The following is a 13906-nucleotide window of genomic DNA, read 5'->3' on the forward strand; positions in this document are numbered from 1 at the left end:
GTTAAAAAGTGTGGCGCAGGCCGAGGTTCCAGGCCTGGTTGCCGGTGCCGTTGTCGGTGGCGTTGCCCACCACGTAGGCGGCGCCGTTGCGGTTGTCGATATGCGCGTAAGCCGCGTACAAGGTGCTGCGCTTCGACAGCGCATAGGTGTAGCCGATGCCGACCTGGGAAGCGTCGCCGTTGGCGGCGCGCCGGTCGTCGCGCCGCACGTACGAGAACAGGACGCGGTGCGGGCCAAAAGGCACGGTGGCGCCCAGCATCAGGTCCGCGCTGTCGACCGTGGTGGCCGCACCCGCAGTGCTCCTGCTGACGGCGACGGCGCCATGCGCCTTGACCACGCCGAAGTCCCAGGTGGCGCCCAGCACCGTGTTGCGCGCCCTGCCCGCCACCAGCGCGCTTGACAGGGTGTTGGCGTCCTGGTGCGCCAGGCGCACATACAGCGGCCCGCTGGCATAAGTGGCCGCCGCGCCCGTGTAGCGCCTGGCCGATGCATCACCGGGCACTTCGCCGAAACCGTACGCCAGTTCGCCGGAAAGGCCGCCGTGCACGGGCGAGCTGTAGGTGATGCTGTTGTCGACACGGCTGATGTAGCCGGCCGTGAAGACGTTGCTCATCCTGCCCGCAAAACCCAGGTAGAACGGGTCCAGCGCCCCCAGGCTGCTGTCGATGAACGTGTACTGGCGGCCCAACCGCAAGGTGCCCGCCGCGCCGGCGAGGCCGACGAAGGCCTGGCGCCCGAACAGCAGGCCGCCCTGGGCCGAAGCGCCCGTGTCGGCCAGGATGCCCGCATCCATCGTAAACAGCGCCGTCATGCCGCCGCCCAGGTCTTCGCTGCCCTTGAAACCGAGCCGCGAACCGTTGGCGATGCCGCTCGTCAGCTTGAGCACCCTGCCGCCGGCGCCGCCGCTCTCGGACACCACGCCCAGGTCCATGATGCCGTACATGGCCACGTTCGACTGCGCGCAACACAAGCCGCTGCCGGCGCCGATGATCATTGCCCCTACTACCTTCTTCTTCATGTCTTGCCCTGTCTATCTTCTTGTGAAAACTGTCCCTGGCTCACCAGGTGGCGCGGACGCTCGCCGCGCAAACCGGCCAGCAGGTTGTCCACGGCCTGCTGCGCCATGGCGTAGCGCGTTTCGTGCGTGGCCGAGCCGATGTGCGGCAGCGCCACCACATTGGCCATGCCGGGCAGCGGATTGTCCGGCGCCAGCGGTTCGCGCTCGAACACGTCGAGACCGGCGCCGTGGATGGTGCCCTGCTGCAGCGCCTCGATCAGCGCCGCCTCGTCGACGATGCGCCCGCGCGAACCATTGATGAAGATGGCGCCGGGGCGCATCAGCGCGAACTCGCGCCGGCCCATCATGCGTTCCGTCTGCGCCGTCAGCGGCAGCACCACGCAGACGAAATCGGAGCCGGCCAGCAAGTCGTCGAGCGCCACCTGGCGCGCGCCCAGCGCCGCCTCCACCTCAGGCACGGCTTCGCCGTTCACGTACAGCACCTGCATGCCGAAACCCAGCGCGGCGCGGCGGGCGACGGCGCGGCCGATGCGGCCCATGCCCAGCATGCCGATGGTCTTGCCGTGCACGTTGACGCCGTACTGGCTTTCGCCCACGCTGCGCGTCCAGCGTCCCGCCTTGACGAATTCGGCCAGTTCGACGACGCGCCGCGCGCTGGCGAGGATCAGCGCGAAGATCGTGTCGGCCGTCGTTTCCGTCAGCACGTCCGGCGTATTGGCCAGCAAGATGTCCCGTTCCCGCAAATAATCGACGTCGAACTGGTCGACGCCCACCGAAATGGTGGAAATGATGCGCAGCTCTTCCGCCGGGTCCAGCAGTTCGCGGTCCAGGCGCACGCTGGCGCCCAGCAAGCCGTGCGCGCCGCGGATGGCGGCGGCGAAGGCGGCGCGGTTGCCCGCATCGATCGCCTCGAAATACGTCACCTCGCATTCGGCGCGCAGGCGCGCCAGCAGCGGCTCGGCCAGTTTTTTGTACACAACCACATGTTTTTTCACGAGTATTTCCCCTGTACGGTTCAAGATGGGACCAGCGCGTCGAGCTGGGCGCGGGTCGGCAAGCCTTCCATGTCGCCGGCCACCTGGATGGCGAAGGCGCCGACCCGGTTGCCGCGCCCCACCGCCTGCGCCAGCGGCAAGCCTTCCAGCAAGGCGCTGACCAGGCCGGCCGCGAAGCCGTCGCCGGCGCCCACCGTGTCGACCACGTTGGCCACGCGCTCGCCCGGCACCATGCCGCTGTCGCCCTCGGCCGTCCGGTAATAGGCGCCGTCGGCGCCCAGCTTGACGACCACCAGCCGCGCGCCGCGCCGCAGGTAAAAGCCGGCGACGTCGTGCGGCAGGTCGTGGCCGGTGAGGATTTTTCCCTCCCCCAGGCCGGGCAGCACCCAGTCCGCCTTGGCGGCGAGGCGGTTGATCTGTTCGACCATGACGGCTTGCGACGGCCACAGCGAGGGCCGCAGATTCGGGTCGAACGACACGCTCCGGCCGTTGGCGCGCATGAAATCGAGCGCCTGGCCGGCGAACGCCAGGCTGGTCTCGGACAGCGCCGCGGCCACGCCCGTGGCGTGCAGGTGGCGCGCGGACAGGAAATAAGCGGGGTCGAAGTGCTCGGGCGCCAGCCGGCTGGCGGCGGACCCCTTGCGGAAGTATTCGACCAGCGGATCGGCGCCATTCTCGGCCTTTTCCTTGAGCAGGAAGGCGCTGGACTGGCCGGCGACGGTGACGACCCGGCTGCAATCGACACCCTCGGCCTGCACGCTGGCGCGGATGAAGCGGCCGAAGGAATCGTCGCCCACCCGGCTCAGCCAGCCGACCCGCAAGCCCAGGCGCGCCAGGCCGATGGCGACATTCGTCTCGGCGCCGGCCAGGCGGCGCGTGAAATGCGCCACGGCCGCCAGGTCGCCCGTTTGCTCGGCAACGAACATCGCCATCGCCTCGCCATAGGTGACAACGTCGAGGGCGTGCGCCCCTCGATTCGATTCCTGCGCCATCATGCGGCCTCCAGCATCTGAATGTAGCGGCCCGTTTCGGCCACCAGGTCGGCGCCCTCGAGCGGGAATTCGATGGCCCGCGGCACGCCCGGCGCAAAATGCGCGAAGACGGCGCGCCAGGCCGGATCGGCGTCGGAAACGGCGCAGGCGGACAGCCTTCCGCCGTCGTCAAGGACAGCCTTGCAATGCACATAGCGCACGTACGGCGCCAGCAGGCGCGCCGCCTGCTGCGCATCCTCGCCCACCCAGCGCCAGTTGCCGATGTCGAAGGTCAGCCCCACCGGCAGCCCCGCTTCGTCCGCCGCCGCCAGGAAGCGCGCCATCGGCGCCAGCTTGCCGCCGTGGGCCGTCTGGTCGTTTTCCACCAGCAGCGCCACGGGCGCCGCCGCCAGTTGGGCGTGCAAGGCCGCCAGCTCCGGCGTGGCCGGGTAATGACCGAGCGACACCTTCAGGTAGCGCGCGCCCAGCCGCGCCGCCTCGTCCAGCATCTGCTGCAGCAGCGCGTGCTGCGGCAATCCGTCCGCGCCCCACAATTCGATGGGCGTGGAATACACGCAGTACAGGCCGCGCGCGGCCACCGCCGCGCCCATGCGCGCCAGGTCCGGCAAGTCGGAAGTAAACAGTTCGCGGCGGATCTCGATGCCGGCGCCGCCCGCATCGGCCACCACGTCGATGAACTGGCTTTGCCCCAGCTGCCTTACCCTGCTTGCGCCGTAGGCCGACGCCGCCACCAGGACGGGGCTCACTTGATCGCTCCCGCGCCGACGAACTGGCGCGCTTCGGGCGTTTGCGGATTGCTGAAAAAGGCTTCCGACGGCCCGCTCTCCCACACCAATCCCTGGTGCATGAAGACGGTGACGTCGGCCATGCGCCGCGCGAACTCCATCTCGTGCGTCACCAGCAGCATCGTCATGCCCGCCTGCGCCAGCTCTTCCATCACCTTCAGCACTTCCTGCGTCAGTTCCGGATCGAGCGCCGACGTCACTTCGTCGAACAGCATCACCTGCGGCTCCATCGCCAGCGAGCGGGCGATCGCCACGCGCTGCTGCTGGCCGCCCGACAGCTGCTCGGGATAGGCCTCGCGCTTGTGGTCCAGGCCCACCTGCTTGAGCACGCGCAGCGCCGTGGCGCGGCCCTGGGCGTCGGGCACCTTCTTGACGATGCGCGGCGCCAGCATGACGTTTTCTTCCACGGTCAGGTGGGGGAACAGGTTGTAGCTCTGGAAGACCATGCCGACATCCTTGCGCAAGTCGAGCAGATGTTCCTGGCGCGCCGTCAGCGTGTGGCCGGCCACGACGATGCTGCCGCTGTCGATGGTTTCCAGGCCATTGATACAGCGCAACATGGTGCTCTTGCCGGAGCCGCTGCGGCCGATCACGGCGATCACCTGGCCCCGCTCGACGGCGAACGACACGCCCTTGAGCACGTGGTTGGCGCCGAAGCTCTTGCTGATATGGTCGATTTCAACGATGGGCATGGAATTTCCTTTCCAGTGAATGGCTGTAGCGCGACAGCGGATAGCACAGCGCGAAGTAGATCAGGGCGACGATGGGGAAGACGATGAAAGGCAGGAAGGTCGCATTGCTGACCAGTTGCCCTGCCCGCGTCAGTTCCACCACGCCGATGATCGAGGTGATCGAGGTGTTCTTGATGATCTGCACCATGAAGCCCACCGTCGGCGGCAGCGAATGGCGCAGCGCCTGCGGCAGGATGACGTAGCGCAGCTGCTGGTAGCGGTTCAGCGCCAGCGCGGCGGACGCCTCCCACTGCTGCCGCTGCACGCCTTCGATGCAGCCGCGCCAGATCTCGCCCAGGTAGGCGCTGGCAAAGATCGTCATCGCCGCGCCGGCCGCGATGACCGGCGACAGCTTGTAGCCGAACAGAGCCAGCCCGTAATAGGTCAAAAACAGCACGGTCAGCACGGGCGTGCCCTGGATCAGCTGGATGTACAGGGCGCTGATGCAGCGCAGGAATCGGCTGCGCGCCGTGCGCAGCAGCGCCACCGCGAAGCCGGCGATGCCGCCCGTGATAAAGACGATCAGCGACAGGCCGATGGTCCAGCGCGTGGCCTCGAGCAGGAATTGCAGGTTATCCCAGGAAAAGTCACTGATCATGTCATGCTCCCATGCGCACCGCGCCCAGACGGCGGCGGCGTTTGAAGACGATCTGGCCCAGCACCCAGAAGCCGAAGCGGAACAGCAGGGCCAGCAGGATGTACAGCACCATCACGACGATGTAGATCTCGAAGCTGCGGAAGGTTTCCGCGTCGAGCAGGTGGGCGGCGGCGGTCAGCTCTTCGGCGGAAATGGCCGACACGACGCTCGAGGCGAGCATCATCAGCGTGAACTGGCTGGCCAGCGCCGGATACACTTTTTCCAGCGCCGGCAGCAGCACCACGTGGCGCATCACCTGCCAGCGCGTCATGCCCAGCGCCTGCGCCGCTTCCAGCTGCGACGGATGCACGGCGCCGATGCCGGCGCGCACGATTTCCGCCGCGTAGGCGCCCAGGTTGACCGTCATGGCGACCAGGGCGGCGCCGTTGGCGTCGAGCTGCAGGCCCAGCGACGGCAAGCCGAAGTAGATGATGAACAGCTGCACCAGGAACGGCGTGCTGCGAATCACCTCTACATAGGCGCGCACCGCCGCGCGGGCATAGGCGGGACCGTTCTTCAGGATGACGGCGGCGCACACGCCCACCGCCAGCCCCAGCACCATGGACAGGGCGCTCAGGCGTATCGTCAGCGCCGCGCCCCACAGCAGGCGGTCCAGCGATTGCATGACGAGTTCGAAATGAAATTCATACGGCATACTCAACTCCTTGTCTACGTGCGCATCCCCGGCCGCGCCACCGTGGCGGCGCGCCGTGCGGACGAACACTCTCCCTGTGCGGGTCGCGGTATCAGAAGGTCGGCAGCGCCGGCAGCGGCGCGCCGCTCCACTTGCGCGCGATGGCGTCGAGTTCGCCATTCAGCTTGACGTAGTAGATGAAGTTGTTGAGCCACTGGTGCAGCTCGAAGTCGCCGCGGCGCACGGCCATCGAATTGGGCTGCAGTGAGTAGGCGAAGCGGACCTCGATCTTGCCCGCGCCGCGCGTCTTGATGATGTCGAGCGCCATCGTGCTGGGGATCGAGACGGCGTCGACCTGCTTGCTGAGCAAGGCCTGGGTGACGGTGGCGTCATCCTCGAAACGCACGATGCTGGTGCCGGCCGGCGCCATGCGGCTCAGCGCCGTGTCATTCGTGGTGCCGCGCGTCACGCCCACCTTCTTGCCCTTCAAGTCGGCCAGGGCCTTGAGCTTGCCGCCGACCGGCGCGACGATGGCCAGTTCGAACGCGCTGTAGGGCATGGTGAACATCAGGGTCTTGGCCCGTTCCGGCGTGGGTGCCAAAGTTGCCACGAGGAAGTCGACCTTGCCCGATTCCAGCGACGGCACGCGCGACGGCGCCGTCAGGGGCACCACTTCCACGGGCAGGTTCAGGTATTTGCCGATCAGGTTGGCGACGTCGACGTCATAGCCGACGGGCGCGCCCTTGGCGTCGATGCTGCCAAACGGCGGCGTGCCGCTGACCACGCCGATGGTCAGCTTGCCTTTCTTGATCAGGTCGCCAAGCGTCTGGGCGCCGGCGTCGGCCGCCGCGCCGAGGGCGCACGTGGCTGCCAGTGCGCAAGCCAGTATTTTCGAATAGAACAGTGTGGTCATCTTCATGTTTCCGTCTCCTGTGATCCCGGTACCGGCCTCGTCGAGGCGCTTCCGGGAATATTGTCAAATGGACGATTCAGATCGTCTCTTGCCGTGTCGTACCAACCTCCTGCCATTGCCCTGCCTGACTATCCACGCCCCTTTCCAGTGTGAATACAATTCATGAAACCGGTTCCATTACCTTTCCAAAAAAAAAGGGCGTACGCCCTCTTCCGTCAATCGCCGTCCTTGCGCACTTCCCCGCTCCGGGTGGAATTGCGCACAATCAACTTGCCTGGCAACAGCACCTCGCGCGGCGGGCACTGATCGCCCTGCAGGCGAGACAGCATGCACGTCATCGCCGAAAAGCCGATCTCGTACGTCTGCTGCTCGATCGTGCTCAGGCCCGCCAGCGGCGACCACGGCAATTCGTCAAAGCCCAGCAAGCCCACGTCCTGCGGCATGCGCAAGGCCAGGCGCTGCAGCATCAGCGCCAGTTCCAGCGCCACCATGCCGTTCGACGCCAGCAGCGCCACGCGGCGGCCGCGCCACTGCGCCAGGCATAGACGCACCTGCGCGTCGATGGAGGGCCGGTCGTCCAGGTCCACCGCCAGCACTTCGCCCACGCAACCGGGATGCTCGGCCATCACGGCCTGGAAACCCTCGGCGCGCATCAGGCGCGAACTGACGCCCGTCAAGGGCGGCGCGACGAAGGCGATGGCGTCGAAACCCTGTTCGATCAGATGCGCGGTGGCCAGCCGGCCCGCCTGCACATTGTCCAGGCCCACCAGGTCGAAATCGCTACCCTCGATGCGGCGGTCGACCAGCACGATGGGCATGCCCGCCTGCTGCAAGTCGGACGACTCGATGTTGCGCCCCTGCGTGTTGACGATCAGCCCTTCCACGCTGTACGAGCGCAGCGCGGCAAGCGACTGGCGTTCGCGCTGTTCGTCATTGCCTGTATTACACAAGATCAAGGTATAGCCATGTTGCTGGCAAGCCGCTTCCACGCCTTGCAGCACGGCCACCGTGTAGGGGTTCAGCATGTCGGCCACGACCATGCCGATCAGGCGCGTGCGGCCGCGCTTGAGGCCGCGCGCCATCTGGTTCGGCTGGTAGCCGAGGCGCGCGATGGTGCTGGTGATCTGCTGGCGGATGTTTTCGGACAGGGCGTCCAGTTCGCCGCCGAGAAAGCGCGACACGCTCGTCTTCGACACGCCCGCCTCGCGCGCCACCTGCGCGATGGTCACGGGCCGTGCCGGCTCGCCGGAGACTGTCTTTTTATTGCCGCGTACTGAATCCAAGGTTGCTCTCCACTACCTGTTGATATGCATATTTTTATTTTGGAACCGGTTCCAAAGATAGCACCCACGAATCGATGACGCAAGCGATTTGATTGCCTGTGGCGGCGAAGGAACACGATGGGGGCATGGCTGGGAACGCGGATGAAAAGGCGCCGCCCTCCCCTTGCACACGCAGGGGGCGGGCGACGCTGCTTGAAAAACGAGTTACTGGACCACGGTATAGCAAGGCACGTACGCCGTGCCCGCCAATTTCATGCGGTGCTGCGCAACAAACGAGGCCAGCAGCGCATCCATGGGGCCGGCGATGGATTTGTCGCCGTGGATTTCGAAGTTGCCGTGCTTTTCGATCGAGCGGATGCCGTCGTCCTTGACGTTGCCCGCCACCACGCCCGAAAACGCGCGGCGCAGCTGGGCCGCCAGCAAGTGCGTGGGCTGGTTCTTGTGCAGGCTCAGGTTGCGCATGTTTTCATGCGTGGGCTGGAACGGCTTCTGGAATTCGTGGTCGATCTTCAGCAGCCAATTGAAGTAATATGCGTCGCTGTGCGCTTTGCGGAATTCGCGCACCTGGCGGATGCCCTCGAGCATTTCGCGCGCCACCAGTTCCGGGTCGTCGATGATGATCTTGTAGCGCTGCTGCGCTTCCGGGCCCAGGGTATCGCTGATGAACTGGTTGATCTGCACGAAATACTCGCGCGACGTTTCCGGTCCCGTGAAGATCAGCGGGAACGGAATCTCGGCATTGTCTGGGTGCAACAAAATGCCGAGGATGTACAGAATCTCTTCGGCCGTGCCGGCGCCGCCCGGGAACACGACGATGCCGTGGCCCGCGCGCACGAACGCTTCCAGGCGTTTTTCGATGTCCGGCATGATGACGAGGTCATTGACGATGGGGTTCGGCGACTCGGCCGCGATGATGCCCGGCTCGGTGATGCCGAGATACCGTCCATTGTGCAGGCGCTGCTTGGCGTGGCCGATGGTGGCGCCCTTCATGGGGCCCTTCATGGCGCCGGGGCCGCAACCGGTGCAGATGTCGAGGCCGCGCAAGCCCAGCTGGTAGCCCACTTCCTTCGAATAATTGTATTCGGCGCGGTTGATCGAGTGGCCGCCCCAGCACACGACCAGGTTCGGGTTGAGCTGGGTTTGCAGCACGTTGGCGTTGCGCAGGATGTGGAAGACGGCGTCCGTCACGCCTTCCGTGCTCTGCAAGTCGAATTTCGGGTTGCCCGTCACTTCATCGCTGACGAAGATGATGTCGCGCAGCACGGCAAACAGGTGCTCGTGGATGCCCTTGATCATCTTGCCGTCGACAAAGGCGATGGCCGGCGCGCCCTTGATGTCGAGCTTGATGCCGCGCTCGCGCTGGATGATGGAGATTTCAAACGACTGGTAGCGCTCCAGCAGGGCGCGGCCATCGTCGATGGTGCTGCCGCAATTCAGGACCGCCAGCGCGCAGCGGCGGAAAGTGTTGTACAGGCCGCCCTGGCTGGTGTCGAGCAGTTTGTTGACTTCAGTCTTGGAGAGCACGTCCAGGCGGCCTTCCGGTGAAACCAGAGTATCGATAACGTCGTGTTCCATAATGCGAAAAATCCCTTTAAAAATCGATGCTCGAAGGTCTTGCAGCCTCAATATACGACAAGTCAGGCAAGTTGTGCTGTGCCGCCGCAAAATCGCCGGGGCCGCCCTTGCCTGCAAACCGGTTTGACCAATATGAAACAGTCATTCTTGCTAATGCGAATCGAAATCTTCGCTCAGCGCAATTTGTAGATTAGAATGCCAGCCTATTGGAATTCCCGTGCGTGAGGTTCTTCATGAGAGTCCCCGCCGCCCGCAGGCTTCCATAAGTTCGTTGTATCGATTGACTATAATAATTTTTCAGGAGGAACCGCATGAGCGGTGCGACTACGCCCAACAAGGAAGCCGTTATTCCCGAGTTCAAGCAGATTATGGGCCATCCAAGCCCATTGTGGATGTTGTTCATGACTGAATTCTGGGAACGCTTCGCGTTCTACGGAGTTCGCTGGGCGCTGGTACTGTACATCGTGGCCCAGTTCCACGGCGGCGACGGTTCGGGACAGGCAGCGGCCAACCTTACCTACGGTTCCTTCCTCGCGCTGGTGTACGCCGGCGCCCTGTTCGGCGGTTACATCGCCGACCGGGTCATCGGTTACCAGCGCTCCATCCTGCTGGGCGCCGTCTTCATGGCTGCCGGCCTGTTCTGCATCTCGGTACCGAACCAAGACATCTTCAACCTGGGCCTGGCCACCATGATCGTCGGTAACGGCATGTTCAAGCCGAACATCTCGACCATGGTCGGCAAGCTGTACACGACGGCCGATCCGCGCCGCGACAGCGGTTTCACGATCTTCTACATGGGTATCAACATGGGCGCCATGGTCGCCCCTGTCTTTACGCAATGGCTGGCCGGGTCGATCTTCGGCACCAGCGACATGCCTGCGTACAAGATGGTCTTCATGGCGTCCGGTTTCGGCATGCTGATCAGCCTGGTATGGTTCGCCATCGGCCGCCGCGCCCTGAAGGGCATCGGCGCACCGGAAGCCGGTGCCGGCAGCCCGATGCGCGTCGTCTGGGTGGCCGTCGGCTCCCTGTGCGTGATCCCGCTGATGTACTTCCTGTTGACCGTCGGCGCTGAAAAGCTGCAAATCGTCCTGACCGTGCTGTTCGTCGGCCTGGCCGTGATGCTGATGATCGAAGGCATACGCAACGGTAAAGTGGCGCGCGACCGCGTCATCGCCATGCTGCTGATCTTCGTCTTCAACATCCTGTTCTGGATGTTCTTCGAACAGGCAGGCAGCTCGTTTACCTTCCTGGCCGACAAGATCGTCAACCGCGACCTGGGCTTCGCCATCTTCCCGACCGCCTACTTCCAGACCGTCAATTCGGTCGCCATCATCGTCTTTGCGCCGATCATCGCCGCCGTCTGGGTCTTCCTGGCGCGCCACAACGTCAATCCATCGATCCCGCGCAAATTCGGCCTGGGCTTGCTGGGCAATGCGCTGGCCTTCGGCCTGCTGATCTTCGCACTGTCGAGCCTGGTTGGCGCCGACAACAAGATCCCGTTCTGGACCCTGGCGACCGTGTACATGCTGCAATCGATCGGCGAGCTGTGCCTGTCGCCTATCGGCCTGTCGATGGTCACCAAGCTGGCGCCAGTACGCCTGGTCGGCCTGGGCATGGGCGGCTGGTTCCTGTCGACCGGTATCGGCAACAATCTGTCCGGCATCTTCGCCAGCCACGTCAGCGGCGAAAGCGGCATGTCGGTGCAGTCGGCCCTGTCCGGCTACACCTTCGGCTTCTGGTCCCTGCTGGGCGCCGGCGTGATCCTGTTCCTGATCGCACCGCTGATCAACAAACTGATGCACGGCGTGAAGTAAGCGTCTTGTTGTAGATCAAAACGGCGGCCTGCGGGCCGCCGTTTTTCATTCGGCAGCCGTTTCCCCCGTGCCGGACGGTACAATACCGCCAGGGCCAGCGGCCATCCACCCACATTACTGAAAAATTCCATGTCCAGCATCTCCACCACCACGCCCCTCTCCGACGACGAATACGCCGAACTCGACACCCTGCTGGCCGCGCCCGCCCTGGCCGGCCGTGCCATGGATGTGTCGATGCTGGAAGGTTTTCTCACGGCCGTCGCCCTGAGCCCGAAACAGATCGCGCCGGAACAATGGCTGCCCTGGGTCTGGGACAAGGCGGCCGGCAACGCCTTGCCGGCACAGGACGAGGCCAGCGAACGGGCGGCCAGCCTGGCGCAACGCCACCACGCCTACATGGTCGAATGGCTGGCGAAGGACCCGGACAGCTTCGAGCCCATCTACGTCTGCGGCCCCGAATGGAGCGTGCCCGCCTGGTGCGCCGGTTTTGTCCTTGGCACGAGCCTGGACAAGCCCCAGTGGGCGGCCCTGGCCGTCAGCCACCCTGAGTACCTGGCGCCGTTCCAGTACCTGGCCACGGCCGGCGAGCTCGATGACGATGCGGCCGAAACGGCCATGGATGGCGTGATTCCGTCCGTGATCGCCATCAACGCGGCCTGGGCGCGCCAGCGCCACCTGAAAAGCCAGGCCCAAAGCCAGCCCGGCGCCACCGTGTTGCGCGAAGTGCCGAAGACGGGCCGCAACGACCCGTGCCACTGCGGCAGCGGCAAGAAATACAAAAAATGCTGCGCCGACGCCGATAGCGCGGCCACCTAAGGCGATTCCTCCTTGCGCCAGCTGCTGACGGCCATCCTGCGCTTCCTGCTGCGCCACGCGCTGCAGTTCGTCCTGTTCATCGTCATCCTGCTGGCCGGACGCCTGCTGCTGGCCGAATGGCGCGCCTACAGCGCCGGCAGCGAGGCCGTGGCCGTGCTCAAGCTGGCCGCCGACGGCGCCGACAGCCATGGCGCCGGCCTGGCCGCTGCCGCCACGGCGCGGGTCGACGCCCTGCAAACGGCCTCGCACACGGCCATCGCCGCGCGCCTGGCGCAAGTGCAGGCGCAATTGACGGCCTTGCGCGCGCGGCAGCAAGCGTCGCTATTCACTATTCCCCTGCCCGACGCGAACACCCTGGCCCGGCACGCGCAGGAGGAAGCGGCGCGCCGCGTGGAGATCGAAGTGCTGGCGCAGGAAGCCCGCTATCTGACCGCCCTGCAGGCGGCGATCAGCGGCGAAGATGCGCGGCACACGCTGGCGCGCCTGCACGCGGAACACGTGGGCGCATATGCTGCACTGCAAAATAATCTGCAGCAGCGCCGGCAGCTGGAAGCACAGCACCCGCTGGCGGCGCGCCTGCCCGGCAGCGACGCCTACGCACAGCTGTCGCAGCTGGAAGCGCAAGGTCAGCGTTTGCGCGAGATCAACCTGCAAGCGTATCAGGCCTGGGCGGCGCAGCGCGCCCGCACCGGCAACGCTGCCCGCCCGGCGCCATTTGCCATCGACAAGCAAGCCTTGAGCGGCGCCCTGGCGCCCGTGCAAAAGGCCATCGCGGCCGGTGAAGGACAACTGGCGCGCAACTGGATAGCCCGCTGGCGCGCGCCCGTGATGGACGTGGCGCCCACGGCCGCCCTGCTGGTGCTGTCGGCCATCCTGCTACCCGCCGCCATCAAGGCCTTCTTTTACTTCGTGCTGGCGCCCGTCGCTTCCCGTTTGCCGCCGCTGTCGATCGCGCGCGAACTGCAAGTCGCGGGCAGTTCACTGCCACTGCCGCCGCATGGAGAGTCGCGCATCTCCGCCGTCTCGCAGGGCTTGCTGCTGCAGCCCCGCCAGCAGATGCTGATCCATCCCGAATACCTGCAATCGTCGCCCGTCAGCACGCACAAGCGCACGCAATGGCTGCTGGACTGGCGCTTCCCGTTCACCAGCCTGGCCGCCGGCATGGTGGCGCTGACCCGCTTGCACAGCGACGAGGAAGCGTGCGTGACGATATCCGCCAGCGACGACCCGCTGCTGGAAGTGGCCGTCGTCCACCTGCCGGCCGGCAGCGCATTGGTCTTCCAGCCACGGGGACTCGTGGGCCTGGTCTGCGACTCGAATCAGCCGCTGGCGATATCGAGCCACTGGCGCCTGGGCAGCCTGCATGCCTGGCTCACCCTGCAGCTGCGCTTCATCGTCCTTCGCGGCCCCGTCACCCTGCTCGTGCGCGGCTGCCGCGGCGTGCGCCTGGAGCGGGCCGGCCAGGGGCGCTCCATCAGCCAGTCCGCCACCCTGGGTTTCACCACCGACGTGCTGTACTCGACCCTGCGCAGCGAAACCTTCGTCCCGTATCTGCGCGGCCAGCAAGCCTTGCTCAACGACCGCTTCGACGGCGACAACGGCGTCTACCTGTACGAAGAAACCCCGCGCCACGGCAAGCAGCCGGGCAAGGCGGGCAGCTGGTTCGAGGGTTTCACGGACGCCATATTGAAAGTGTTCGGCATCTAGCCG

13 protein-coding genes are annotated in these 13906 nt (G+C 65.6%); 3 read left to right on the forward strand and 10 right to left on the reverse strand.

Features of this window, described 5'->3' with window-relative positions; genetic code table 11:
- Position 1: 1 nt before the first annotated feature.
- From O3299_RS09345 to ppnN, 10 genes are all read right to left on the reverse strand, one after another.
- Positions 2–1018, reverse strand: coding sequence for a porin (locus O3299_RS09345; RefSeq protein WP_305062139.1), 1017 nt, complete (start codon positions 1016–1018; stop codon positions 2–4).
- Entirely contained in the window at positions 1015–2013 is a 999-nt protein-coding gene (locus tag O3299_RS09350; protein WP_305062140.1) for a D-glycerate dehydrogenase, read from the reverse strand. Before O3299_RS09350 ends, O3299_RS09345 begins: the two co-directional genes overlap by 4 nt.
- 20 nt (positions 2014–2033) lie before the next feature.
- Positions 2034–3008, reverse strand: coding sequence for a sugar kinase (locus O3299_RS09355; protein WP_305062141.1), 975 nt, complete (start codon positions 3006–3008; stop codon positions 2034–2036).
- Positions 3005–3751 carry a sugar phosphate isomerase/epimerase gene (locus tag O3299_RS09360; RefSeq protein WP_099667570.1) on the reverse strand — a complete coding sequence of 249 codons (747 nt, stop codon included), beginning with the start codon at positions 3749–3751 and terminating at the stop codon, positions 3005–3007. Before O3299_RS09360 ends, O3299_RS09355 begins: the two co-directional genes overlap by 4 nt.
- Complete coding sequence (locus O3299_RS09365) at positions 3748–4482, reverse strand: amino acid ABC transporter ATP-binding protein (protein ID WP_099667569.1); 735 nt, start codon at positions 4480–4482, stop codon at positions 3748–3750. Before O3299_RS09365 ends, O3299_RS09360 begins: the two co-directional genes overlap by 4 nt.
- Positions 4469–5119, reverse strand: a complete 651-nt coding sequence (locus O3299_RS09370) for an amino acid ABC transporter permease (RefSeq protein ID WP_305062142.1) — start codon at positions 5117–5119, stop codon at positions 4469–4471. The genes O3299_RS09365 and O3299_RS09370 overlap by 14 nt, the downstream gene beginning before the upstream one ends.
- Position 5120: 1 nt before the next feature.
- Positions 5121–5813 carry an amino acid ABC transporter permease gene (locus tag O3299_RS09375; protein ID WP_099667567.1) on the reverse strand — a complete coding sequence of 231 codons (693 nt, stop codon included), beginning with the start codon at positions 5811–5813 and terminating at the stop codon, positions 5121–5123.
- 91 nt (positions 5814–5904) lie between these two features.
- The gene (locus O3299_RS09380) at positions 5905–6711 is read right to left on the reverse strand and encodes a transporter substrate-binding domain-containing protein (protein ID WP_289897570.1); all 807 of its coding nucleotides are present in this window, start codon (positions 6709–6711) and stop codon (positions 5905–5907) included.
- Positions 6712–6920: 209 nt separating this feature from the next.
- Entirely contained in the window at positions 6921–7988 is a 1068-nt protein-coding gene (locus O3299_RS09385; protein ID WP_305062143.1) for a LacI family DNA-binding transcriptional regulator, read from the reverse strand.
- A 204-nt stretch (positions 7989–8192) separates the two neighbouring features.
- A complete protein-coding gene (ppnN, locus tag O3299_RS09390) occupies positions 8193–9563 on the reverse strand; it encodes a nucleotide 5'-monophosphate nucleosidase PpnN (RefSeq protein WP_070254173.1) in 1371 nt (456 codons plus the stop codon).
- 311 nt (positions 9564–9874) lie between these two features.
- Between ppnN and O3299_RS09395 the strand changes: the two genes are divergently transcribed.
- From O3299_RS09395 to O3299_RS09405, 3 genes are all read left to right on the forward strand, one after another.
- Positions 9875–11380 carry a peptide MFS transporter gene (locus O3299_RS09395; protein WP_099667564.1) on the forward strand — a complete coding sequence of 502 codons (1506 nt, stop codon included), beginning with the start codon at positions 9875–9877 and terminating at the stop codon, positions 11378–11380.
- A 129-nt stretch (positions 11381–11509) separates the two neighbouring features.
- Positions 11510–12196, forward strand: coding sequence for a UPF0149 family protein (locus O3299_RS09400; RefSeq protein ID WP_305062144.1), 687 nt, complete (start codon positions 11510–11512; stop codon positions 12194–12196).
- 12 nt (positions 12197–12208) lie between these two features.
- Complete coding sequence (locus tag O3299_RS09405) at positions 12209–13903, forward strand: hypothetical protein (RefSeq protein WP_305062145.1); 1695 nt, start codon at positions 12209–12211, stop codon at positions 13901–13903.
- Positions 13904–13906 lie beyond the last annotated feature (3 nt).

Origin of the sequence: Janthinobacterium sp. SUN176 (assembly GCF_030587335.1) — a bacterium.
Classification (GTDB): domain Bacteria; phylum Pseudomonadota; class Gammaproteobacteria; order Burkholderiales; family Burkholderiaceae_D; genus Janthinobacterium; species Janthinobacterium kumbetense.

Excerpts from the sequence above, each read along its gene's own strand:
- O3299_RS09345 (WP_305062139.1), bottom strand. The coding sequence starts at position 1,018 with ATGAAGAAGAAGGTAGTAGGGGCAATGATCATCGGCGCCGGCAGCGGC.
- O3299_RS09355 (WP_305062141.1), bottom strand. The coding sequence starts at position 3,008 with ATGATGGCGCAGGAATCGAATCGAGGGGCGCACGCCCTCGACGTTGTC.
- O3299_RS09365 (WP_099667569.1), bottom strand. The coding sequence starts at position 4,482 with ATGCCCATCGTTGAAATCGACCATATCAGCAAGAGCTTCGGCGCCAAC.
- O3299_RS09370 (WP_305062142.1), bottom strand. The coding sequence starts at position 5,119 with ATGATCAGTGACTTTTCCTGGGATAACCTGCAATTCCTGCTCGAGGCC.
- O3299_RS09375 (WP_099667567.1), bottom strand. The coding sequence starts at position 5,813 with ATGCCGTATGAATTTCATTTCGAACTCGTCATGCAATCGCTGGACCGC.
- O3299_RS09380 (WP_289897570.1), bottom strand. The coding sequence starts at position 6,711 with ATGAAGATGACCACACTGTTCTATTCGAAAATACTGGCTTGCGCACTG.
- ppnN (WP_070254173.1), bottom strand. The coding sequence starts at position 9,563 with ATGGAACACGACGTTATCGATACTCTGGTTTCACCGGAAGGCCGCCTG.
- O3299_RS09395 (WP_099667564.1), top strand. The coding sequence starts at position 9,875 with ATGAGCGGTGCGACTACGCCCAACAAGGAAGCCGTTATTCCCGAGTTC.
- O3299_RS09400 (WP_305062144.1), top strand. The coding sequence starts at position 11,510 with ATGTCCAGCATCTCCACCACCACGCCCCTCTCCGACGACGAATACGCC.